At 39.9% G+C, this 24,529-nt stretch carries 23 protein-coding genes; 4 read left to right on the forward strand and 19 right to left on the reverse strand.

The window, feature by feature from the left end:
* Positions 1 to 74: 74 nt before the first annotated feature.
* Together CC97_RS13235 and CC97_RS13240 are read right to left on the reverse strand one after the other, a co-directional pair.
* Entirely contained in the window at positions 75 to 1,298 is a 1,224-nt protein-coding gene (locus CC97_RS13235; RefSeq protein ID WP_278245333.1) for a 2-hydroxyacyl-CoA dehydratase, read from the reverse strand.
* 14 nt (positions 1,299 to 1,312) lie between these two features.
* Positions 1,313 to 4,237: an acyl-CoA dehydratase activase-related protein gene (locus CC97_RS13240; RefSeq protein WP_044975432.1), complete on the reverse strand. Its 2,925-nt coding sequence runs from the start codon at positions 4,235 to 4,237 to the stop codon at positions 1,313 to 1,315.
* Positions 4,238 to 4,564: 327 nt separating this feature from the next.
* On the opposite strand from CC97_RS13240, the gene CC97_RS13245 reads away from it, so the two are divergent.
* Together CC97_RS13245 and CC97_RS13250 are read left to right on the forward strand one after the other, a co-directional pair.
* A complete protein-coding gene (locus CC97_RS13245; RefSeq protein ID WP_044975433.1) occupies positions 4,565 to 4,750 on the forward strand; it encodes a hypothetical protein in 186 nt (61 codons plus the stop codon).
* Complete coding sequence (locus CC97_RS13250; protein WP_044975434.1) at positions 4,743 to 5,291, forward strand: hypothetical protein; 549 nt, start codon at positions 4,743 to 4,745, stop codon at positions 5,289 to 5,291. Before CC97_RS13245 ends, CC97_RS13250 begins: the two co-directional genes overlap by 8 nt.
* A gap of 312 nt (positions 5,292 to 5,603) precedes the next feature.
* Here the strand turns inward: CC97_RS13250 and CC97_RS13255 are convergent, their stop codons facing one another.
* The 6 genes from CC97_RS13255 to CC97_RS13280 form a co-directional block, all read right to left on the reverse strand.
* Complete coding sequence (locus CC97_RS13255) at positions 5,604 to 5,939, reverse strand: dockerin type I domain-containing protein (RefSeq protein WP_156036906.1); 336 nt, start codon at positions 5,937 to 5,939, stop codon at positions 5,604 to 5,606.
* A complete protein-coding gene (locus tag CC97_RS13260) occupies positions 5,926 to 6,612 on the reverse strand; it encodes a hypothetical protein (RefSeq protein WP_044975438.1) in 687 nt (228 codons plus the stop codon). The genes CC97_RS13255 and CC97_RS13260 overlap by 14 nt, the downstream gene beginning before the upstream one ends.
* Positions 6,613 to 6,638: 26 nt before the next feature.
* Positions 6,639 to 7,637 (reverse strand): serine protease, encoded by a 999-nt coding sequence (locus CC97_RS13265; protein WP_044975439.1) that lies wholly within the window; start codon positions 7,635 to 7,637, stop codon positions 6,639 to 6,641.
* A 21-nt stretch (positions 7,638 to 7,658) separates the two neighbouring features.
* Positions 7,659 to 7,889 carry a dockerin type I domain-containing protein gene (locus tag CC97_RS13270; RefSeq protein ID WP_156036907.1) on the reverse strand — a complete coding sequence of 77 codons (231 nt, stop codon included), beginning with the start codon at positions 7,887 to 7,889 and terminating at the stop codon, positions 7,659 to 7,661.
* A gap of 155 nt (positions 7,890 to 8,044) precedes the next feature.
* On the reverse strand, positions 8,045 to 8,647 hold the full coding sequence (locus CC97_RS13275; RefSeq protein ID WP_044975443.1) for a dockerin type I repeat-containing protein: 603 nt from the start codon (positions 8,645 to 8,647) through the stop codon (positions 8,045 to 8,047).
* Between the two features lie 26 nt (positions 8,648 to 8,673).
* Positions 8,674 to 9,375 carry a trypsin-like peptidase domain-containing protein gene (locus CC97_RS13280; RefSeq protein ID WP_044975444.1) on the reverse strand — a complete coding sequence of 234 codons (702 nt, stop codon included), beginning with the start codon at positions 9,373 to 9,375 and terminating at the stop codon, positions 8,674 to 8,676.
* A gap of 291 nt (positions 9,376 to 9,666) precedes the next feature.
* On the opposite strand from CC97_RS13280, the gene CC97_RS13285 reads away from it, so the two are divergent.
* Positions 9,667 to 10,662: an IS5 family transposase gene (locus CC97_RS13285; RefSeq protein WP_044973980.1), complete on the forward strand. Its 996-nt coding sequence runs from the start codon at positions 9,667 to 9,669 to the stop codon at positions 10,660 to 10,662.
* Positions 10,663 to 11,128: 466 nt separating this feature from the next.
* On the opposite strand, the gene CC97_RS13290 is transcribed toward CC97_RS13285, so the two are convergent.
* The 5 genes from CC97_RS13290 to CC97_RS13310 all read right to left on the reverse strand — a co-directional run bounded on the left by CC97_RS13290 (position 11,129) and on the right by CC97_RS13310 (position 16,568).
* Positions 11,129 to 11,590 (reverse strand): hypothetical protein, encoded by a 462-nt coding sequence (locus tag CC97_RS13290; protein ID WP_156036908.1) that lies wholly within the window; start codon positions 11,588 to 11,590, stop codon positions 11,129 to 11,131.
* Positions 11,591 to 11,606: 16 nt separating this feature from the next.
* Entirely contained in the window at positions 11,607 to 12,404 is a 798-nt protein-coding gene (locus CC97_RS13295; RefSeq protein ID WP_044975447.1) for a DUF4367 domain-containing protein, read from the reverse strand.
* Positions 12,405 to 12,525: 121 nt separating this feature from the next.
* Entirely contained in the window at positions 12,526 to 13,002 is a 477-nt protein-coding gene (locus CC97_RS18985; RefSeq protein WP_049962902.1) for a sigma-70 family RNA polymerase sigma factor, read from the reverse strand.
* Between the two features lie 219 nt (positions 13,003 to 13,221).
* On the reverse strand, positions 13,222 to 14,940 hold the full coding sequence (locus CC97_RS13305) for an AAA family ATPase (RefSeq protein WP_044975449.1): 1,719 nt from the start codon (positions 14,938 to 14,940) through the stop codon (positions 13,222 to 13,224).
* A gap of 35 nt (positions 14,941 to 14,975) precedes the next feature.
* Positions 14,976 to 16,568 (reverse strand): AAA family ATPase, encoded by a 1,593-nt coding sequence (locus CC97_RS13310; RefSeq protein ID WP_044975450.1) that lies wholly within the window; start codon positions 16,566 to 16,568, stop codon positions 14,976 to 14,978.
* A 193-nt stretch (positions 16,569 to 16,761) separates the two neighbouring features.
* On the opposite strand from CC97_RS13310, the gene CC97_RS13315 reads away from it, so the two are divergent.
* Complete coding sequence (locus CC97_RS13315) at positions 16,762 to 17,526, forward strand: metallophosphoesterase (RefSeq protein WP_049962903.1); 765 nt, start codon at positions 16,762 to 16,764, stop codon at positions 17,524 to 17,526.
* Positions 17,527 to 17,663: 137 nt separating this feature from the next.
* Here CC97_RS13315 and gyrA read toward each other — a convergent pair whose 3' ends face one another.
* The 6 genes from gyrA to CC97_RS13345 are packed head-to-tail and all read right to left on the reverse strand — an operon-like array spanning position 17,664 to position 24,528.
* Positions 17,664 to 20,252 (reverse strand): DNA gyrase subunit A, encoded by a 2,589-nt coding sequence (gene gyrA / locus CC97_RS13320; protein ID WP_044975451.1) that lies wholly within the window; start codon positions 20,250 to 20,252, stop codon positions 17,664 to 17,666.
* A gap of 6 nt (positions 20,253 to 20,258) precedes the next feature.
* Positions 20,259 to 20,906 (reverse strand): YcxB family protein, encoded by a 648-nt coding sequence (locus CC97_RS13325; protein WP_044975452.1) that lies wholly within the window; start codon positions 20,904 to 20,906, stop codon positions 20,259 to 20,261.
* A gap of 24 nt (positions 20,907 to 20,930) precedes the next feature.
* Positions 20,931 to 22,877 (reverse strand): DNA topoisomerase (ATP-hydrolyzing) subunit B, encoded by a 1,947-nt coding sequence (gene gyrB / locus CC97_RS13330; protein ID WP_044977052.1) that lies wholly within the window; start codon positions 22,875 to 22,877, stop codon positions 20,931 to 20,933.
* Between the two features lie 36 nt (positions 22,878 to 22,913).
* Positions 22,914 to 23,171 carry an extracellular matrix/biofilm biosynthesis regulator RemA family protein gene (locus CC97_RS13335; protein ID WP_044975454.1) on the reverse strand — a complete coding sequence of 86 codons (258 nt, stop codon included), beginning with the start codon at positions 23,169 to 23,171 and terminating at the stop codon, positions 22,914 to 22,916.
* A 3-nt stretch (positions 23,172 to 23,174) separates the two neighbouring features.
* Positions 23,175 to 24,308: a DNA replication and repair protein RecF gene (gene recF / locus CC97_RS13340; RefSeq protein ID WP_044975456.1), complete on the reverse strand. Its 1,134-nt coding sequence runs from the start codon at positions 24,306 to 24,308 to the stop codon at positions 23,175 to 23,177.
* A gap of 7 nt (positions 24,309 to 24,315) precedes the next feature.
* A complete protein-coding gene (locus tag CC97_RS13345; protein ID WP_044975458.1) occupies positions 24,316 to 24,528 on the reverse strand; it encodes an RNA-binding S4 domain-containing protein in 213 nt (70 codons plus the stop codon).
* Position 24,529: the final 1 nt, after the last annotated feature.

The following is a 24,529-nucleotide window of genomic DNA, read 5'->3' on the forward strand; positions in this document are numbered from 1 at the left end:
CCTTATCATAAACAATTACAGCATATCATGCTCACTTAACACGCTGGTGAGTGAGTATGATATGCTGTTTCTTTTTATCTTCTTGCGTTTGCAAGCATGAGTTTTATTCTGTTTTCCTGGTTTACCTTTGTGGCACCCGGGTCATAGTCTATGGCAACTATGTTTGCATTCGGGAATCCCTGCTTTATAACTCGTGCCATACCCTTTGCAACAATATGGTTCGGCAGGCATCCGAACGGCTGGGTACAGATAATGTTTTCAGTACCGGAAGATGCAAGAGCCGCCATTTCAGCAGGAATGAGCCATCCTTCGCCCATCTTCACACCCTGATTGATGTACTTGTCACATTCGCTTCTTAAATGTTCGAAGTCATGCGGCGGTTCGAAAACGCCGTGCTTCTTTATTATGTTTATCATCTGCTTCTGCTTTGCGTAAATAACGTCGTAACCTATTTTGAAAGCAAATGTTGTTTTGTTCTTAAAGCCGTAGATCTTACCGTCATTTACGTTGTTTATCGCACAGTAGAGCACGAAGTCAATGAGTGAAGGAACTACAGGTTCACATCCTTCGCTTAAAAGAAAATCTTCAAGGTGGTTGTTTGCAAGCGGTGAATATTTTACGTAGATCTCACCGACGATGCCGACCTTTATCTTCTTCTGCTTGCTTCGCTTTATCTTCGCAAAGTCGTCAAGTATCATTTTATAGTTCTTCGCAGTACCGAAAAACTGATTTTTCGAGAACTTTTCCTCGAGTATTTTCTCCCACTTGTTAAGCACCTTTTCCGATTCACCCGGAACGAGTTCATACGGACGGCACTGATTGTAGAGAAGCATGAGTATGTCGCCGTAGAGAACAGCATACAGAAGCTTCATAATTACAGGAACGGTGAGCTTGAATCCGCCTTCCTTTTCAAGTCCGCTGAAGTTGAGTGAGATCACAGGCACCTGCGGATATTTTTCCTTAAGTGCCTTTCTGAGAAGATGAATATAGTTTGACGCTCTGCATCCGCCGCCTGTCTGGGTAAGCATGAGAGCAGTTTTATCAGGGTCGTATTTTCCGCTGTTAAGTGCCTCCATAAACTGACCTATAACGAGAAGAGCCGGATAGCAGGTATCGTTGTGTACGTTTTTTAATCCCTCGTCAATAACAGTCTGAGTGGATGTACGAAGAAGCTCCATCTTGTATCCGCAGTTTCTGAGAATACTGATTATAAGATTAAAATGAATAGGGAGCATATCCGGAACGAGGATGGTATGCGTTGATTTCATATTATCCGTAAATACAGGAAATTTCGCCAATTGATATTCACTCCTTAGTCTGTTTCCGCAGCTGCCATAAGGCTTCGCAGTCTTATCTTCGCAGCTCCGAGGTTGCTTATCTCATCTATTTTCAGCTGTGTGTACAGCTTGCCTTTTGATTCGAGTATCGATCTTATTTCATCCGTTGTGATAGCATCTATTCCGCATCCGAAAGATACGAGCTGTACAAGCTGCATGTCCTTGTTCTTTGTTACGTAGTCAGCCGCTCTGTACATTCTCGAATGATAGGTCCACTGGTTAAGTACGTCAAGGTCAGGCATGTCGCCGTGTCCGCTTACGCTGTCCTCGGTGACAACAGCCATTCCGAGGCTGGTGATCAGCTTGTTGATACCGTGGTTTATTTCCTTGTCAAGATGATAAGGTCTTCCGGCAAGGACGATTATCATTTTTCCTTCCTTGCGTGCTTTTTCGATTATATCATTCGCCTTTATCTCAACTTCCTTACGGAACATTTCAAGGTCGTCAAATCCTTTTTCAAGAGCCTCGAGGGCCTGTTTTTTATTAATGCCGTATTTTCCGAGCACACCTGCCATTACATCGGCTACGTGCTCTTTTCTGTTAAGGTCAAGATAAGGATTTTTGAAATTGTCTTCGTTAAGTTCCGGAATATTTGCCTTCAGAAGTTCCGGATAGTAGGCAACAACAGGACAGTTGTAGTGATTGTCCGTGTCAGGCTCCTCAAGATTGTAGCTCATGCACGGATAGAAAATGAAGTCAACGCCCTTTTCGAGAAGATCAGCCACATGACCGTGTACAAGCTTTGCCGGATAGCATACCGTATCGGAAGGGATGGTCTGCTGACCCTTGTAGTACATGTCGCGTGAGCTTTCGTCAGAAAGGACGATCTCGAATCCGAGGTCGCGGAAGAATCTGCTCCATAACGGAAGCTGATCGAAGTAACTGAGTACCATCGGTATACCTATCTTCGCCTTCGGTGTGCCTTCCGGCTTGAGTTCAGTCTTCATAAGCAGGTCGTACTTGTACTCGTAAAGGCAGAAGCCCTCGGCAGTACGCTTCTTTCCGGCACCGCGTTCGCACTTGTTTCCTGAAATGAATTTTTCACCGTCAGCAAAGGTGATCATGTTGAGGTTGCACTTTGCAGTACATCCGCCGCACTGGAAAGCCTTTGATGTGTATGAGAAATCCTTTAAGTCTTCGCGGCTTATAAGTGAGGAATGTCCGGCCGAGTTTTCCTTCGCGTAAAGCGCCGCACCGAAAGCACCCATGAGTCCTGCGATAGCCGGACGGGTAACGTTTCTTCCGAGTTCCATTTCGAAGGAACGGAGAACGGCATCATTAAGGAAGGTACCGCCCTGAACGACAATATTCTGTCCGAGGTCGGAAGGAGACTTCGCTCTTATTACCTTGTAGATGGCATTCTTGATTATTGAAGATGAAAGACCGGCTGAAATGTCCTCGACTGTTGCGCCGTCCTTCTGAGCCTGTTTTACCGAGCTGTTCATGAAAACGGTACATCTTGAACCGAGGTCAACCGGATGCTCGGCAAAAAGTCCGAGGTTTGAGAATCTTGCAATATCGTATCCGAGGGCCTGTGCAAATGTCTGGATGAAAGATCCGCATCCTGAAGAACAGGCTTCGTTGAGCATGATGCTGTCGATAGCACCGTTCTTTATCTTGAAGCACTTGATATCCTGCCCGCCGATGTCGATGATGAAGTCAACGTCCGGGCAGAAGAAGGCAGCAGCCTTGTAGTGTGCAACCGTTTCAACTATACCGTGGTCGATGTGGAGGCCGGCCTTTATGAGGTCTTCGCCGTATCCTGTAACGGCAGAACCTGCAATGTTTACGTGATCACCGGCAAGTTCATATATCTCTTTGAGTTTCTTTGAAATTCTGTCAAGAGGCTGTCCCTTATTGGAAGCGTAGAACTGGTAAAGAAGCTTTCCGTCCGGTGTGATGAGAGCCATCTTGGTAGTGGTCGAACCTGCATCTATACCAAGGAAAGCGTCACCTGTGTATGTTTCGATATTTTCGTATTTAAGGTCGTTTTCGCTGTGCCTCTTTATGAAAGCTTCGTATTCGGAACGGTCCTTGAATAGTCTTTCTCCGGTCACAACATTGTCAGTAGTCTTTGCCTCCTTAACACGCTTTACGATCTCATCTGCTGTCATAAGGTCGCTTTCACTGTTTCCGGCAAAAAGTGCTGAACCGTATGCCACGAAAACAGGAGCTTCATCCGGAAAACGTGCACTTTTGTCGTCGAGTTTAAGTGTATTTACAAACGCCTTTCTGAGTCCCTGCTGGAAAAACAGCGGACCGCCCAGGAAAAGAACGTTTCCTTCTATTTTACGGCCTTGTGAAAGACCTGCAACGGTCTGGTCAACTACGGCCTGGAATATACTTGCGGAAATATCCTCACGCTTTGCACCCTGATTGAGAAGCGGCTGAATATCTGACTTGGCAAATACACCGCAGCGTGAAGCGATAGGGTAGATCTTTTCAGCTTCGAGAGCAAGTCTGTCAAGCTCATCGGTAGTGATGCCGAGAAGGGTAGCCATCTGGTCGATGAATGCACCTGTACCGCCGGCACATGAACCGTTCATACGCTGTTCAACACCGCCGGTGAAAAAGATTATCTTTGCATCCTCACCGCCGAGTTCGATAACGACGTCAGTATCAGGATAACTTTCCTTAACTGCGATAAATGCTGCATTTACCTCCTGAACAAAAGGAAGCTCAGCTGCATTTGCCAGACCAAGTCCGGCAGAACCAGTAACAGCAAGTCTGAATGAAGCATCCGGATATTCATTTTTGATTATCTCCATCTGCTCAGCGACAGTTTCCCTTACCTTTGAGAAATGGCGCTGGTATTTTGAATATATTATCTTTTTGTTGTCATCGGTAATAACTGTCTTGACAGTCGTAGAACCTACATCTATTCCTAAACAGTAATTCATTGATCTACCTCATCTGAAAAAATTATAGTTATAATCAGCCAAATTATATTATAACATTTATTCGGCGTGTTTAAAAGGGTTTTCAGCAAATTTTCACCTGAATGAAAATGTGGCGCCTTCGGCGCAATTACAAAACGAGCTGACCAGCTCGTTTTTTCTATAGCAGTCTTCGGCCCGCAGGGGTGAAGACTACATTTGCTACCGCTGATTATCTTTCTTATGATACCGCTCATTTTCATGCAAAGCAGTAGATTTTTAAATCAGAATATAGTATAATTTAATTGACAAAGAAATCACCGTCAGTCTTATAAAAAAGGAGGAAGTGCTATGAACTATGTTTATCCTACCGATACACCATTTACTTTACATTCTGAATTGATGACAAGAAAGCAAGCATCAGATCAGTCAAAAGCAATTGAACATTTTATTGATACTCATAATTTTTCAGTTTTAATAGACTCCAATACTGGCGAACCTATAGTAAAGGTTCTTGAAAAGGATAACAATGACTAAACTTAACATACAAATTTATACTAAAGAGCTTCAGAAAAGATTAGCTGGTGACTTTGACTGTGGTAATCCATATATAAACGAATTTATAAAATCACCTGTTTCCCTTGATAACAGCTATGGAAAAACATACGTCTATCTCTCAGACGATAACAATTTCCTGATAGGTTTTTATAACCTGGGCGTTGGTTACATAGATTATCTTAAAGATAATCAACGGTATAAAGCAGGAGGAGCGATCCATATAAATGAATTTGCTCTACATTCTAAATTTCACAGTACTTTGATTACTTATGACAATAATGGACAGAAGATTAATTTATCTGATATTTTACTTTATGATTGTCTGCATCGAATCAAAGAAATCAGAGAAAATTTCCTTGGATATGCATTTGTAACCTTATGTTCTACAGAAGAAGGGTACAGTTTATATTCAAGAAGAGATTTTCAGGAAATTGGTGACGACTATGGATTTAGCGTAGAACTGAGCGAGAAAAAATGCAAAAAAATGTACTTGTGGCTTGATGAAAATGACATAGTATGATATTTTCAAATGTTATATGAATCAAAATGTGGCGCCTTCGGCGCAATTATACAAACCGAGCTGAGCTCGGTTTTTCTATAGCAGTCTTCGGCCCGCAGGGGTGAAGACTACCATTTTACAGAAGCAAACGGGAGCACCGGATTTTTTACCGGTACTCCCGCTGTTTTTATTTATTCAGAGTAATCCTTAAGGATGAAAATTGCTGAATATCAGAATGATGCTATATCACAAATCGGTGAGCTGCCTTTGGCAGCTTATTATAGTATCATGCAGCGTCGCTGCATGATACCTTTTACTGTAACTAACTCATTATCACAGTTTATCAATCTTCTTTGAAAGATACTGCTGAAGTCTTGCAAGATCGGCAAGAGTTACTGATCCGTCACCATCGATATCAGCTGCTTTCTGCTGAACTGCTGTAAGCTCCTTGTCACCAATAAGAGCAAGTGATAATTCTGTTAAATCACTAATATCAATTATGTCATTAAGATCAATATCTCCTGTAACTATGTTATCGGAATAAAGTACTTCTATTTCTGACGGAAGCGTTACCGATGATCCGTCTGCAAAAGCTGATACTGCTGACTGCAAGCCAGTAGCTGAATAAATAAGTTCAATTGCTTTGAAAACATCCTCATACGAATTCATTATTACCACATGACAGTATTCCGATGATTCTTCTGATGTTTTTTACTTCAGATTCTATGTTGTTCTTTTTCAAAATTTCAGAGATTGTCTTACCATATTCCAAAGGATAATAAGTGCTTACTTCTATCTGTGCAGAATTATAAAATGATGGTCTATAGTATACCTTTGAAGCCATAACATTCTTTTCAAGACTTGCACATACAGACTCTGCCACATTTTCATCCAGGTAATACTCATCATTGAAACTCACAGACACTTCATCTACAATTTTACTGATATTTCCTTCTGAAACTGTAGTCTGAAAAATCTGAACTTTAAATTCTTTTTCAGAAATATCACAATCTTTTGAGATTACAGCCGATATTTCTTTGGTATTGACCGGCTTTCCAGAAACAGGTTCAAATTTCAAAACTGCTGGCATACGATATAACAGATAAAGAAAACCTTTTTTATCTTTAGCCGCCATTATCTTTATGCTTTTCGGGTTATCCGGAATGATCAAAGCGTCTTTTAGCTCCTCGCTTATTTCTATCTCATTATAATTTTCATAATAAGATTCATCTATCCAGCGTACAGGAGCTTCTTCTGTTATTGCTGCATTTACATTTGAATACAGACCCGTGCATAAAATACAAGACAGAAAACTAACTATCAATCTATTCTTCTTTTTCATAGAATACCATCCTCTCGTTCAAGTAATCAATATGAAATATGTGAATTACTCAAATAAAATTTAAGCATATCTTCGTTGATTCGTAAACCGACATTAGCATAACCTTTTTGAGCAGTACAAATTGCTACTACATCAAAATACACTTTCGAATTATATGTTTCAGTATAATAAACAGGACTTCCACTATTTCCACTTGATATATCTGTATCATAAAACATAAGTCTTCCATATGGATTTTCACCCTGATAATTCATATTAGTATAAGGCAAAGTAACTCCTGTCCCTGTATAAAGATTATGAGTTGTCTTATTATTTTTTAATACTCCATTAATATACTGTGGAAAACCCGTTACACTAACCGAAGCATTATCCGATGGATTGGTATCATTAGATGCAGGATAGAAATCATCCAAAGCAATTGAAAGATTACACTTTTTATATGAATGCAAATTTTGTTCTACGGTTATAAGTGCGTAATCATAGTTCCAATGATAATACTCATTATTTGTATGAAATGTACTGTTTGGATTCTGAAGAAATTCCATCCAATTATATGGAACATGTATTTTTACTGGTGTTACATATGTACTAACAATATTATTATTCGAATCTAAAGTCTGGATTAAAATACTATCAACTATTTTAGACGTAGCTGATGAAGTTGTTACACAATGAGCTGCAGTTGCTATAACATGATCATCAACGATAAAACCTGTGCCAAGATAATCATTTGTACCTATTAGCTTTACAACTCCTTTTTTTGAATAATCCAGCACCCTGTCATCTCCGCCAAAAACTGTACGAGACTGTTCCTGGCAATCTGCAGGTAACATCAAAGGAGTATTTGCATATATTGTATATGATCCTTCATATGAAGCATTTGATGCATTATAAATAAAATAAGTCATATTACTATTAGCCGCATCAGTAACATTTATATCATAAGGTGTAAATGTTAAAGCAAAAGCTACAACCATTATTATGACCATGGTTCTTTTAAAAAAAGACTTTGTAAAATTTCTCATGTTCTTTCACCCCTTTGTAACTCAATTTGCAAGATACGCCTGAAAAGCTGCACGATCAGCCTGACTTATAATGTTATTACCATTAACATCGAAAATACTTGGATCATAAACATAAATATCGCCTTCAAGATACAACGACAATATTGTAAGATCTGTAACATCAACCACACCATTTGAATCATAATCAAGTGCCGGATCATAAACTACTGCATTAACCTTTACCATTGGTATAAACAGCATCAAACACGCCAAACTTGTTATTCCTATTTTCAATATATTTTTCATAAAAACCTCCATTAATCTCTTTTTTCCTCATATAATTTTGTTTAGCTATCTTTATCAGCTTATTATAGTATCATGCAGCTTAGCTGCATGATACCTTTTATTTTGCTGTAACTAACTCATTATCAAAGTTTATCAATCTTCTTTGAAAGATACTGCTGAAGTCTTGCAAGGTCAGCGAGTGTAACAGCTCCGTCACCGTCAACGTCGGCTGCTTTCTGTTGATTAGCTGAAAGTTCTTTATCGCCTATTAGCACAAGTGAAAGCTCAGTAAGGTCTGTTACATCGATTGAGCCATTAAAATTAATATCACCTGTAGTTACAGAAGAAGTTGCTGCAGTTGCAGCTGCAAGAAACGAAACAGTAAATTTGTTGGAAATGAAAGATGAATCTACGTTATTCTCTTCTAAATATTCAGCCATATTCCAGTAAATGATCTCACCGTCGAACTCTTCTTCACCGATAGCTGTCTTTCGGAATATCACATCCAGACTGCTATCTTTGTCATTAATTGCTACTGTCGCATCTCCCGGATGGTTTTCATCTATATAATTTTTTAAGAGACCGGCTATCTGTTCAAGGTCGGTTATCTTATTGGTATCAGAGGATAATGCTGTGTCATATATCTTTTCAGGCTCTGTGCTAGGTTCTGTTTCCGCACTTACAGGTAGTATGAATGAAGAAAGCAGCATTGACACACCAGTCACTAATGAAATTACTTTTTTCATAAAATCATCCTTTCAAATTATGTGTTTTAATTAACGCTGTTTATGTACTCATTATCCATATAAAATCTAAGTACTGGAGTTGTAATTCTAACGCCTTCACTATATCTTACACCAGAATCATAGTTATAATAACCACATATTCCAATAGCAGATCGAAATGTATCATTACCAAGAGTATATTCAATATACATCGGACCACCGCTATCTCCGCCACTTGCGTAAGCGGTTGTTTTTAATAAATCGTCTGTTGATGTTGATAATACACTACCGGTTTCAAAATATCTTACAATTCCAACTGGCGATCCAGACACTTCTCCAGGAAAACCGCTTATTGATACATCAGAAGAAGTGGTCATAAAATAATCTGTTGCGGTTCCTAATGCAATATTACCATAGCTTGACAGACTGGAATCAACATAAATCAAACCATAATCATTAGATTTAGATGGGTTTGATATATAAGCACTTGGAACATGAAGCTCCTTGGCATAAAGTGTATTTAAAAGTGTTGTTCCATTAGAATCATAGATTTTGATTGTATAATTGTCGAAAAACGAAGTACCATTATAAATACAATGCGCACACGTAGCAATTATGTGCTTATCTATAATGAAGCCTGATCCTCGCCATCCTTGACCATTATTATCTTCGAACTCTAAATGCACAACACTTTTAGCATTAGCGGAAGAATCTATTTGTCTTCCGTCGTAGTTTCCAGTACGAGGCATATAATTAGGTAACGCATTTAAAGGATATGTTGATGTTGTTCCTGTAGAGCATTTATATTTTGTATAGTATCTTAGAGAATCACTCGGAAATACATAATTGTTACAATTACTATAAGTGTTGCCACTCTCGCTGTAAGGCAGGTATGAAAGTGAATGGTTAATGTATGCTTTTAAAGTTTTTAAATCACATACATCTAAGGAAACGCTGATTTAATCGACGTTAGTATTGACAAATTGTCGTATATATGATATAATGTAGTTAATAAAATATATTATGCGAGGTATTTTGATATGAACGGACAGTTAAGTTTCAGCGATATGGAATATTCCCTTAGAAAGCGTCAGGGAAAAAAAGAAGCGTTTCTTAATAGAATGGAAGAGATAATTCCATGGGATTCATGGATTCAGATAATCGCTCCTTACTATCCGTCAGGTAATCATGGCAGACCTGTAAAAGGTATCGAGACCATGCTTAGAATGTATCTTCTTCAGGATTGGTTCAATCTATCAGATGAAGGTGTCGAAGATGCTATTTATGATAGCTATGCAATGAGAAAATTCATGAAAATAAATTTTATGCATGAACAAGTTCCGGATGCAACAACATTACTGAAGTTTCGACATCTTCTTGAAGAACATAATATCGGCGACGCTATTTTCAAGGACGTTAATGATCGACTTGAAAAGGCAGGACTTATCATGCATGGTGGTACAATTGTTGACGCAACAATAATTGCAGCACCAAGTTCAACAAAGAATGCCAAGGGAGAACGTGATCCTGAAATGCATCAGACTAAGAAAGGCAATCAGTGGTATCATGGAATGAAGGTACATGCTGGAGTAGATGCTGGAACAGGATATGTGCATACAATAACCGGAACAGCGGCAAATGTGCATGATTCCACTGAAGCATCTAAGCTTATTCGCAATGATGATGAAATAATGTACGGCGATTCTGGTTATCTTGGTGTTCCGGCACAGAATGCCATAAAACAGGATGAGCATCATAAAAACATGAAGTTTGAAATCAATAAAAGACCGTCAAGTTTAAAAACCTCAGATGACTATAACGGTATTAACTGGGATAAAAAGATGGAGCATGATAAGTCATCAGTAAGATGCAAAGTGGAACATGCTTTCCTCATTGTAAAGAATACATTTGGATACTCAAAAGTAGCATACAAAGGAATAAAAAAGAACATGAATAGATTCAATTTTCTATTCGCATCAGCAAATTTGCTGATGTGTTCTCGTGCAGGAAGAACTGCAGAATTTTGCAAGGGGTAAGTGTACCCTAATGCGGATTAATTCCGCAAAAAATAATAAAAAAATGAGGTAAATGCTCGAATAGCGATTCGCATTTCAATATTATTCCAATATTACAAGGATATTTTATTATATCACGACTTATTCAGCGTTTCCCTAAAACAGTATTCTGATCAACATCAGCATATTTTTTGTTGATGCTTGAAGCAGAAACCGAGCCTTCTAAATACAAATTCAGTAAACTTACATCAGTCAAATCTACGGTGCCGCTATTGTTTACGTCTCCGTAAATTGTTGTTGCACTTACTTTTACACTTGGCATTGTACAAACATTGCCAATGCTGTAAACATCGATAACATCCCTTTAAAAATCTTCATGATAAATTCCCCCGTTTAATTTTTTCTAATCCAATTTCTTTTCTCACAAAATTTGCATACTAACAGATTTTTACTCCACTGGTATCATCTCCTTTTTCTACTCAATACATCAACTTATCCTAATAACATTTGATATATTTGGTATAGTTTGCGTTGTTCCTGAACCATTATTTGCATAATGATTCAATTGTACTCGATAATAACGGTTACCAACAACAGAAACCGGAAATCCCGCTAAAGTCTTACCTGTACTGTTATAGTTCAACTTATCAGAAACATGTACTTCTTCTGTCCAGTTTATACAGTCTGAGCTATACTGCACTGAAATATTTTTAAATCCAATAACAGCCATAACGCTGTTGGATTTTGTCTGTGCTGTTATTGATACATCACCGTTATCATTATCAATCGAAAGATAATACTTTGAAATTAGTCCTTCTGCTTTTTCAAATTCGCTTTCTTCATACTGCAGCCCCGTATTCAATTCACTTGCAAATACGTTCAATGGCTGAGTTCCAGCCATTACCGCCATAATAAACGCTGTACCTAAAGATAAAATTTTCTTTTTCATTTCCTTTTCCTCCATATCATTTTATTGATTCAATTATTTTATCACATTCCTCGTAAGGAACATTGACCGTAAATATACTCAGCAATACATTATCCTTTGCATATGATAATGTACACTGATCATCTTCTTTTGAAACTACAGCCGGATATCCGTTTATTTCTATTTCAATTATATTTAAATCATCGCTCGGATATTTGATTTTCTTTATTTCTTCTGGATTATCAAATACATCATAATAAATACCTATTGTCATATCATCTTTATAATATAAAAAATCCAGAGTTTTCTCCTTTCCAAGATCTTCATGATTGATTTCCAATACCTCGAATCCTTCCGGTATATACTTTGGATATTCCGGATAAATTTCATATTTTGCACATTCAGCTTTTATACCATACGGATCTTCGAGTTTTTCATCGGTTGTATATTCTATGAAAAATCCTTTTTCTTCTTTATGAACTATAGCCTTAAATATATTTACACCAAAAGCCGCAGTAGAAACAACATTTGCAGATAATACTACAGCTACTGATGCTGCTATCGCAGTCAAAGTTTTTCTTGTACGATGCTTTCTTTTCTGTTTTACCTTTGAAGCTTCGCTAATAATTTTGTTTATATTTTCCGCTTTTCTCTGCTTTATTATTTCATTAACACCGGTAATGCTGCAGTATAACTCTGAAAGATGGTCTATTTTATCATAATCCGGAGATTTTTCTGACATTTCTTTCTCGATAAGTTCGGAAATGAAAACTGAAAATTTATTTTTAAAATCCGGATCTTTTTTTAGCATTTCCATGATCTCTTCATCCGTCATATAGAACTCCTCCTTAATTATAGTGAACGTGTAAATTTTTATGCGTTCACTATATATATCCCGAATTTTCTTCAGAATCTGTCGCCAGTGAAAAAAGTTTATATACATTTACAAATTCACTCTATGGTTTATGTTTATTTTCACCCTGGTTCTGTGATTCTTTCAGTCTTTTTTTAATTCGTTTTACTTTGCTGTAAAGAGCATTAACTGATAATCCATTCTGAGAAGCAAGTTTCTCCTTATCTGCTCCGTAATAATATTTTTTGAGCAGATCAAGTTCTGAATCTGACAGCAGCTCAAAGATGTTATCTTCAGGTTCTGTGATTTCCTGTTCCGGCAGGTCAACTATCTCTGTGATGTCTTCGAACCATGGATTTTTACTCAGATATTTCATGATCTTGTAATTTGCGGTTTTATACAGCCATGATTTAATATTATCATTAAGATTTATATTCTCTTTAAGACTAAGGGCAAGGAAAACTTCCTGTACAACATCTTCAGCTTCCGTATAACCGCGATGCATTCGTGCCATACAATATCTTATCAGAACTTCATAATAATCAGCCATAATTCTTTCTAAAAAAGTTTCTTCGATCATCTGATTCCTCCTCTATATATTAATCCCGTTTTTTCATGCTTTTCTGTCGCTGAAATAAAAAGTTTGTATGAGTGTACAATTTTATGATTGAATCATCATGCAAGTTGTCAGTGACTTTATATTGTGCTGCCGAAGGCAGCTTATAAAACAGTACCGGTCATCCAGAGGATGACCGGTACATTTTCACTGTGATGTTGTTACAAATACATTATCAGGTGTTCATTCACCTATAAGCACACGGTTTCCTTCAAATGCAAAGCCGTACTTTCGGATCCTGTCTTTCTTAATGCCCTTGTCAAGCAGTACCTGCTCGTACTTCTTGTCTTCTATCTGCTTTAGCGCAGCTGCAACGGTATCTTCAAGATCATTTTCACCTTTTCTTTTGTTTATGACCTTGAATTCAAATATCATTGCATCATCTTTTTCCTTATCAAGTGGTTCAAGAAGTACATCATATCTTCCGAATCCGCTTTCACGGTTGGATGTTACCGAATATCTTTCACGCAGGTCAACCAGAAGTCCGAGAACAAAACCATGATAGAAACGCTCAGGTTCTGCCTCATCTGACGGCTTCTTTCCAGTATCGAATGAACTAAACATTGATACCGTCAGGTCATTCATGAATTTGTTCATATAATCAAGGTCATTCTGAAGAAGCGCTTTTATGAAATTACTGTATCTGTCGCCTTTTGCAAACCAGTTAGAAATCATTCCTTCAAACATTTCCTTTGTTTCATGATTTACAAGTTCCAGCTCATAATTTTTTCCTTTTATGCTGTTTATCCTGAGGTATCCGCTCATTGTAAGCAGACTCCATACTGAATCGCGTGTTTTGTCAAGCTGACTGTAAACAAGTTCTTCATTTATCTGTTTCGTAACCGTTCCGCCTGTGAGCAGATACTCAAAATCACTTTTCAGTTCCGCATCGCCTTCACGCAACAGATCACTTACAAGTTTATTTGAACTTGTATTTGCCCAGTACGGTTCATATTTTCCTTCATCCAGAAAATTAATTATCGACCACGGATTATAAATATCTTTCTGTGTTCCAATGGTAAATCCGTCATACCAGTATTTTACCTTTTCCTTATCTGTATATCCATATTCATCAAGTGCATTAAATACTTCTTCTTCTGTAAAGCCGAAATACTCCTGATATTTCTGACTTGATAAAGAATAAACTTTCAGGTTATTAAAATCCGAAAACAATGATTCCTTGCTTACTCGTGTGATACCTGTAAGTATACTGCGATACATATACGGATTGCTTTTAAATGTAGTATTAAAGAACTTTCTCATGAAAGCGACTACTTCATCCCAGTATTTCTTTACGTACGATTCAACCATTGGAGTATCGTATTCATCGAGAAGAATAATGACTTTCTTTCCGTAATGGATAGAAAGAAGTTCTGAGAGAAACGCTATACTCTTTGTAAGTAAAGTTGTATTGACTTTTTTTTCAGAATCATCCTGTTCAGCAACCATTGTTTGGATCATAGTCCTGTTAAAAAGATTAAATTTTTCTTTTTTTGCATCCGAGATCTTATCACTGTTATTTATAAACTCTTCATAACGTGAATATACTGACTGCATTTCTGCATTCATCTGTTCAAGAAAATCCTTATGATCAACGCCTTTTATTGCTGCCATTGTAACGAAGATGACCGGCCAGTTTCCCTGCAGTTCTCTCATTTCAGCGTTGTTCCAGACATCAAGGCCTTCAAAAAGATCAGCCCTTCCTGCATATTCCGGACTAAAAAAGCATTCGAGCATACTCATATTGAGCGTTTTTCCGAAACGTCGCGGTCTGGTGATAAGGGTAACTGCTTCTTTGCTTTTCCACCATTCCTTAATAAAATTAGTTTTATCAATAAAAAAACACTTATCTTCTATGAGCTGGCTGAAACTCTGTACTCCCGTTCCTAATTCACGAGGCATATTATCCGCTCCTTTCCGGTACTCCCGTTCGTTTATTACCACTCCGGTGTTATACTCTCAATAACACATTCATGGTGCTTATCCTTATTGTAATTTATCCCCACAAGCAGGATCTCATTTTTATAACCTTTAAGGGCTCCGCTGTAGCGTTTTTCCTTTATCTGTTTTATTGCGGCATCCGCATCCTTATCATACTTAAGTTCTATTATCATCGCAGGTTTGTTTCCGGCTTCCGGACGCGGCAGCATCACTATATCTGCAAAACCTTTGCCTGATGGTAATTCTCGTATCACCTGATAATACGCCGGTGCTGTAAAGTATGCCATTGTTATTGCACAGCTCATGGCGTTTTCATCGTTGTACTTCAGTATCGATGAATAGGTCTCATGAGCAATTTCTATGATCTCGGCTACTTTATCTGCTTCTCCGTCAATTGTCGCCCAAAGAAGATCTTCACATCTCGAAAGTGTATCAGCAATATCTTTCCATGATCCTGTCTCCAGTGCCGACTGAAACGCAGTCTTTACTTCATAATTTGGTATAAACGCTTTTCTTCTTTCGGCGTCATACCCAAGATATCCGAGGTGAATAAGTGCTGTAAGCGCATCATCTTTTGAATTTATCATTGACAGATCGTTTTGGAATGTATTTACATTCACACGAATCTTCTGATCATTAAGCATTGCAATAACTGCTTCCTTAAGTCCGTCAAAATTCAGCGTTATATAAGTATTTATTGTATCAAACGCAGATGTATTTTTCCAGTATGAATCAAGTCGTCCGGCATGCATAGCTTCCGTTACCGAATTCGGATTATACATATGCTCTTCATTTATAAGATAGCCATTGTACCATGCCTTTACTGACTCCTTATTAATATTGTACTTTTCGCAAAGTCCGTCAACTTCACTCTGTGTAAATCCAAAATATTTTGTTACTGCTCCAGAGTCAGTCATTGTGTACTCTCTGAAATTATTAAGCGCCGATTCATCCTTTATCTTCTTTATCGGAAGAATTCCGGTTATATAACCGAAGCCAAGAAATGACTTTGATTCCTTGCTTTTAAACAGAGCATGAAGGAACTTCATATAATTGTGTACAAGTTCAGGAGAGTCTGAATAATTCCTTATTATGCAGTCCCACTCATCGATTATTATAACAAACTTTATACCATACGGCATTTCATCACTTACTGTTTTAAGATAAACATTATTCAATACTGAAGCTGTAGACGCACTGTAATCCACGTCCGGATAAACGGCTTTTATTTCAGCAAACAGATGCTCCTTTATTTTTTCAATAATGTTTTCCTTATAATCATCCTCAAATGAAGCTATATCAAGATGTATTGTATTGTACTTATTCAGATGTGTTTCGAAGTTTTCTGATTTTGATATTTCAAGCTCCGAAAACAGTCCCTTTGAATCACATCCGCGGCTGTAATATGCTTCAAGCATTTCTGCCGCCTGCGATTTCCCGAAACGGCGGGCGTGGCTTACTGAAATGCAGTTTTTTTCTTCATTAAGAAGTTTGTTTGTTACGTTTATAAGTCCGGTTTTGTCGATATATATCTCGCTTTCAGCAGCCTTTCGAAATCCTTCATTGCCCGGATTAAAATAGATTCCCATTTTCCATTCTCCCTTCTGTCTGATTTTTCACGTAGTCTTTCCTTTAAATTATACTATATTTTCACGTTTATGACAACAGAAAAACGGAATCGGTTTTTCCGGTACTCCCACAAAAGGATCCTTAAAATCCTTGCTTTTCCTCTCGTTTATATGTTATACTTTTTACTGTAAAACCAAAAGCACAGGGGGAAAAATGAAAACTACCTATTATACGATAAATACAAAGAAGAAAGTTTCATTCAGAACAGTCGTACTTTCCGATCTGCACAAGAAAGTTTTCGGACCGGGGAACAGTGCACTTATAAAAGCGGCGACGGATCTTAAGCCGGATGCATTTTTTATCACCGGTGACATGGTCAGCCGTTCGGTGAAGAATTTTGACACACTGAAGCCGCTCATTATCGAACTTAACAAAACCGCTCCGGTATACTATTCACTCGGTAACCATGAAACTGATATGGAAAATGTAAATCTTAAACTGTATAAGGAGCTCATCGCTTTTTTAAAGGAAAACTGCACTCTGCTCGACAATGCCACGGCAATTATAGAGAAAGATGATGTAAAAATAAGAGTCTCCGGACTTACAATATACCAGGAATGCTATAAAAACAACGGAAGCTATCGTAATCTCAGAGGACTGTCAGATGAGGAGATACATAATCTTCTCGGTGAAAAACCGGATCCGGAATGTGTGAACATTCTTCTTGCTCATAATCCGAATTTTCTCGATGCCTATGCAAAGTACGGCTGTGATCTCGTTCTGTCCGGACACGTCCACGGCGGATGCGTCCGTCTTCCGCTCATAGGCGGCGTACTTTCACCGGAAAGAAAATTCTTTCCGAAGTACAGTCTCGGTAAATACACTGAAAAAAACACCACTATGATAGTTACCAGCGGTCTCGGAAAATTCCGTCTTTTCAATCCGCCGGAGATCGTAGTTATCGACCTTATAAATTAAAATACTTACGAAAAAAGCTGCGCGAATAATTTTCACGCAGCTTTTCATTTACTTAAACGTTGATTTATAACATCGTATGGAACGGGGCGAAGCCCCGCACACTCCCACTATAAATCCGGCAAAGCCGGATTTACTTATTATTCATCTTCGTTTTCATTTTCTGTTTCAGTTTCTTCGTCATCAGGTTCTGTGTTTTCATCTATGACTTCGTTCTTTTCTTCTTCCAGAGCCTTCTGTTCCTCAGCGAGGAGTTCTTCATCCGACGGACTTTCTACAGCCTCGATCTCAGCTGAATCGTCGTGTTCTGCACGGGTAAATGTAACTACGCGGTCATCGCCGTCAACTCTCATTACCTTTACACCTGTTGCATAACGGCTCATTATTCTTACGTCGCTTGTTCTTATTCTGATAACTACACCGTCGAGTGAGATAAGGATGATATCATCTGTTTCGTCAACGACCTTGATTCCGCAGACATGACCCTTTTCTTCCGAAACCTTGTAGTTGAGAAGACCGTAACCGCCTCTGTTCTGGATACGGTAACTGTCGAGCTCAGCTCTTCTTCCGAGACCCTTGTCCGATACAGTAAGAACCGTAGCACCTTCACGTACTCTTGCGATGGAAACAACGTAGTCACCTTCACGGAGTCTGATAGCCTTAACACCGTGAGCAGATCTTGAAAGCGGACGTACAGTGGTTTCGTCAATACGGATAGCCATACCGTTTCTTGTAGCGATAAGAAGATCAGCATTGCCTTCTGTCATACGAACGCCAGCGATCTCATCGCCTTCGTCAAGACCGATAGCGATAAGTCCGTTCTTACGTACATTCTTGTATGCTGAAAGATTTGTACGCTTGATCTTACCGTTCTTTGTAACGAGAATAAGGAACTTGCCCTCGTCAAAGTCGGAAGTCTTGATCATGGCGGCTATCTTTTCATCATCTTCAAGCGGAAGCAGATTAACGGCATTGAGGCCTCTTGAAGCCTTTGAACCCTCAGGGATCTCGTAGCACTTGAGCTTGTACATGATACCCTTTGTCGTGATGAACAGAACATTGTCGTGTGTGGATGCGATGAACATCTCGTTTACAACGTCCTCTTCACGCTGCTTCATGCCGAGCACGCCCTTGCCGCCGCGCTTCTGTGTCTTGTACGCATCAAGAGCCATACGCTTGATGTAGCCGATGTTTGTATATGTGAGTACGCAGTCTTCCTCAGGGATAAGATCTTCAATATCGACCTCACCGCTTACGTTTTCGATTGCAGTACGTCTTTCATCACTGTATTTCTTTCTGATAACAGCAAGTTCTTCCCTGATGATCTCCTTGACCTTGCTTTCATCAGCAAGTATTGCATTGTACTCAGCTATCTTAATATTGAGCGCAGCGAGTTCATCGATGATCTTCTGTCTTTCCATGTTGGAGAGCTGGTAAAGCTGCATTCTTGCGATAGCTTCAGCCTGAATGTCAGTCAGAGCAAATCTTTCGCAGAGTCTTTCCTTGATCTCAGTCATGTTTCGTGAACTGCGGCATATCTTGATAACTTCATCGATGTTGTCAGCAGCAATAACGAGACCTTCGAGAATGTGAGCTCTTTCCTGAGCCTTGCGCAGATCGAAAATAGTTCTCTTTGTAATTACCTCGACCTGGAATTCAAGATATTTTTCAAGCAGCTGCTTGAGAGTGAGTATCTTCGGTTCGCCGTTTACAAGGGCGAGCAGTATAACGCCTATTGTATCCTGAAGCTGTGTGTATGAGAAAAGCTTGTTGAGAACTATCTGCGGTACAGCGTCCTTCTTGAGCTCGATAACAATTCTCATACCGTCACGGTCAGATTCATCACGGATAGTGTGAATACCTTCGATACGCTTGTCCTTTACAAGGTTTGCAATGTTTTCGATGAGCCTTGCCTTGTTTACCATGTAAGGGATCTCAGTAACTATGATGCAGTTTCTGCCCTTGATCTCCTCAATGTCCGTTCTTGCCCTGAGGGTGATCTTGCCGCGGCCTGTAGCGTAGGCAGCTCTCATTCCGGCACGGCCCATGATGATACCGCCGGTAGGGAAGTCAGGAGCCTTGATACACTCCATGATCTCGTCGAGAGTACACTCAGGATTGTCAATGAGAAGATCGATACCGTCAATAACTTCACCGAGGTTGTGCGGAGGAATGTTGGTAGCCATACCAACGGCGATACCAACCGATCCGTTTACGAGCAGGTTAGGGAATCTTGAAGGAAGTACAACAGGTTCCTTAAGTCTGTCATCGTAGTTTGATGTATACGGAATTGTTTCCTTGTTGATGTCTGTGAGCATTTCCACAGCCATCTTTGTCATTTTTGCTTCTGTATAACGGTAAGCAGCCGGCGGGTCACCGTCGACACTACCGAAGTTTCCGTGACCGTCAACGAGAGGGTAGCGCAGTGAGAACTTCTGGGCAAGTCTTACGAGTGCGTCATAAACAGAAGAGTCACCATGAGGATGGTAACGGCCGAGCACGGCACCTACAGTATCGGCACACTTTCTGTATGCCTTGTCCGGTGTAAGTCCGTTTTCATGAAGGGTGTACAGAATTCTTCTGTGAACCGGCTTCAGACCGTCTCTGACATCAGGCAGCGCACGGGATACAATTACAGACATTGAATAGTCAAGAAACGATTTTTCCATTTCTTTTTCAATGTTTCTCTGAATCAATTTTGCATTGCTGTTGGCAATTTCAAAATCCACCTTTTATCATTTCCTTTCCTCTATGAATTTAGCTTTTCTGAAGCTTTCGGTTATTATCTTCTTTTCATCTTCGTCAAAGATATTTTTCGGCAGTACGTAAAACATCCTTTTTACAAGATAAATGATGTAGTAGTCCTGTTTTTCGAGTATTTTTACATTGTCGAGACCAAAGTCTATAACTGTTTTTACAGTTCCCGCCGGAGCGTCTGTTTCAGTCTCGGCAAAGAAGTCCTCGTCTTCAGTGCTTTCGTTTTTCTCATCAGATACAGGCTTTTCGTCCTCCGGTTCTTCAGCCTTTTCCTTTTCACCGGCAAATTCCTTCGTGAAAATACTCATGCTGCTTTCGAATATATCCACCGAATACCTGTCTCCCTGGATTCCTTCGATGGAATTCATGAGATTCTTTCTGATCATCGCAGTATTCAGCCAGATACCTGCTGTGAGAAAAATGCACACGATAACGATCAGAATACAGGTCGAATTTCCCGGATCCTTAAAAAGATAGGGAATGTAGGAAAGCCCGATAAGGGAAAAAGCACAGGTCATAAGAATATTTTTCGGGTATGTAAACTTTTTCTGAAAATCCTTAAAAGCATTTCCGAACATTTCGAGACTTATGCTGTAATCCTTTGAAACTAATGGTTTCTCATTCATTTTATATTCCTTTTCGCAAAATTATCAGATATCAAGATTCTGAACATACTTTGCGTTCTTTTCAATAAATTCTCTTCTCGGAGCGACCTTGTCACCCATGAGAATGGTAAATATCTCGTCTGCTTTTGCAGCGTCCTCCATGTCGATCCTGATCATCGTTCTTGTTTCCGGATTCATGGTCGTTTCCCAAAGCTGCTCAGAGTCCATTTCACCAAGACCTTTGTAACGCTGTACATCAGCCTTTGCTCCGCCTTCTGCTTCAAACTCAGCTATATAGCGGTCTCTTTCCTCATCGGAGAATGCATACTTGAATTTCTTGCCCTTTGAGATCTTGAAAAGAGGAGGCTGTGCGATGTAGATGTTTCCGTTTGTTATAAGCGGACGCATGAAACGGAAGAAGAAGGTGAGCAGGAGAGTTCTGATGTGTGAACCGTCGACATCGGCATCGGCCATGATGATGACCTTGCCGTAACGGAGTTTGGTAATGTCGAAGTCCTCACCAATGCTTGTTCCGAGTGCTGTAACAACAGGCATGAGCTTTTCGTTGCCGTACACCTTGTCGATACGTGCCTTTTCAACGTTGAGCATCTTGCCCCACAGAGGAAGGATAGCCTGGTATCTTCTGTCACGGCCTTCCTTTGCGGAACCGCCGGCAGAGTCTCCCTCGACGATGTATATTTCAGTAAATTCGATATCACGTTCAGAACAGTCAGCAAGCTTGCCAGGAAGTGAGCTGCCGTTAAGTGCAGTCTTTCTTCTTGCAAGTTCCTTGGCCTTCTTGGCAGCCTCACGCGCATTGAGTGCAGCCACGCTCTTGTCGAAAATAGTTCTTGCAACTACCGGATTTGCCTCAAGGTAATCCATGAGCTTTTCGTTTACGAGCTTTTCTATAAACGGCTTTACAAAAGGATTTCCGAGTCTTCCCTTTGTCTGGCCTTCAAATTCACATTCCCTGAGTCTTACTGAAATGATGGCTGTAAGGCCTTCACGGACGTCATCGCCGAGAAGACGGTCGCCTTCCTTCAGAAGACCGAATTTTTTTCCGTAGTCGTTTATTACCTTGACGAGGGCATTCTTGAAACCTGTTTCATGAGTACCGCCGTCTACTGTGTGAATGTTGTTTGCAAATGAGAGGATAACTGCGTTATAGCTGTCATTGTACTGAAGAGCGATCTCGGCAGTAACGTTTTCATCGGCTCCTGAAATGTAGATAACATCATCGGAAAGAACTTCAAGACCCTTTGTCTTGTGGATATGTTCAACGAACTGTCTGATACCGCCTTCGTAGTGAAGAACTTCAGAAACAACGTTCTCTTCGTCACGAAGATCTGAGATGATGATCTTTACACCGGCATTGAGAAATGACTGTTCACGGAGTCTCTTGAGAAGGATCTCGTAGTCGTATTCGGTTGTTTCAGTGAATATCTCACTGTCAGCCTTGAAAACGACAGTAGTACCTGTTTCAGTAGTCTCACCGATGATCTCGAGTTCCTTTTCATAATTACCCCTGTCAAAGTGCTGGAAGAAAATATTCTTTCCGTTCTTTACAGTGAGTTCGAGCCATTCGGAAAGTGCGTTAACAACTGACGCACCAACGCCGTGAAGACCGCCTGATACGGAATATCCGCCGCCGCCGAACTTACCGCCGGCATGAAGAACAGTATAAACTACAGTTGCCGCTGAAATACCTTCAGTCGGATGGATACCTGTAGGGATTCCTCGTCCGTTGTCAGATACTCTGATGACATTGTCTGGAAGTATATCAACTTTTATCTCGCTGCAGAAACCGGCAAGTGCCTCGTCTATTGAGTTGTCAACGATCTCGTAAACAAGGTGATGAAGACCTCTCGGCCCTGTCGAGCCGATGTACATGCCCGGTCTTTTTCTTACAGCCTCCAGACCTTCGAGAACCTGTATTTCATTTTCAGTATATTCTTCTGATTCAGGTCTTACTATTGACTCAACTTCAATGTTTTCATTTTCAGCCAACTTATTATCCTCCTTCTGCTATATACTCTTTAACGCCCGTCTGTGCAGTGAAGATGCCGCTATCTGCGAAATATAAACGGTCTCTCCTGTTTTTTTGTCACTGCATACGATGAAGCTCTTCGGCATTTCATAGGAAACGTTGACTACGTTTCCTTCCTTTTCCGAACGCTTCAGAAATTCTCGTGTGTCATTTCCGAGCGAAGTATTTTCTATATCAAATATACCGATAATCCCTTTCTCATTTACGGAAACATCGTTTCCAAGATGAACATACATAGGCTAACTCTCTTTTCCCGTATTTACGATGCGGCCTTCATGCATTTCAAAAATATTGTCGCATTCTGCGATAACTGCCCTGTGGTTGCAAGTGGTTATAAAGACCTGCATGTCTGCAATTATGCTGCATACGAATTTCTGCCTTCTCTCATCAAGTTCCCCCATCACATCATCGAGAAGGATGACAGGCGACTCACGCTTTTCATCGCGGTAGATCTGAGCCTGTGCAAGACGCATAACAAGGGCTGTACTTTTCTGCTGCCCCTGTGATCCGTAATCCTTTACGCTAAGTCCGTTTATTTTTAAGGATATGTCATCACGTCCGGCTCCGGTATGAGTATACCCAAGCCTTAAGTCATCACTTACACTGTTTCTCAGTCTGCTGTAGTACACTTCTGTCATCGATGTGTCAGGTGCCGCAGGATATTCAAAGTCAGAAGAAAAAATATTCGACTGATAGGAAACTGAAAGCTCCTCGCCTTCACCGGCGATCCTGCTGTAAAGTTCCTTACAGTACCTGTTAAGTATCGCAACATACTGATTACGCATAAAAGTGATGTATGAGCCGACCGCCGCAAGCTGTCTGTCCCATATTTCAAGACTTTCCTCAGTGTCCCTTCCGAGGATTATATTTTTTATCACAGCATTACGCTGTGCTGTAAGCTGGTCATATTTTCTTATAAAACTCATGGACTTCGGTTTCAGCTGTGAGTAACACAGATCAACGAAACTCCTTCTTTTTTCAGGAGTTCCCCTGATAAGTTCTATGTCATCCGGAAGAAATGCGATGCACTTGAAGTTCTCAAACAACCTGCTGCTGTTCTTCTGAACGACTCCGTTGAGTGTTATAAGCTTGTTTTTCATGTTTTTTCTTACCATGCGGTAAGATATTTCCTGAGTTCTCTGTTCGTCCTCGAACTGTATTTTTATATCAAATTCATCTTCGTCAAAGGCAAGATAATCCTTTTCCTTCGAGCCTCTGAAACTTCTGCAGCCTGTTGAGATCCAGACTGCTTCAAGAAGATTTGTCTTTCCCTGGGCATTCTGCCCGTAGATTATGTTGAAGTCCCTGCCGGGAATCAGGTCTATTTCCTTAAGATTCTTGAATCCCGATACCGTGATCCTTGTTATGTACATGCAGAACCTACCTGACGGTTATCTGGATATCGCCGTAGGTAACTGTATCGCCCGGACGTACTTTTTTCCCTCTCATTGTGCATACTTCACCGTTGTATAGAACTTCACCGTTCTGAACGGCTTCCTTGGCCTCACCGCCTGTTTCAGCAGCGCCGGCAAATTTAAGAAGAGAATCGAGTTTAATGAACTCCGTTGTTATAGCTGTTTCTATCTTTTTCATT

It is taken from the genome of Ruminococcus sp. HUN007 (genome assembly GCF_000712055.1).
Classification (GTDB): Bacteria; Bacillota; Clostridia; order Oscillospirales; family Ruminococcaceae; genus HUN007.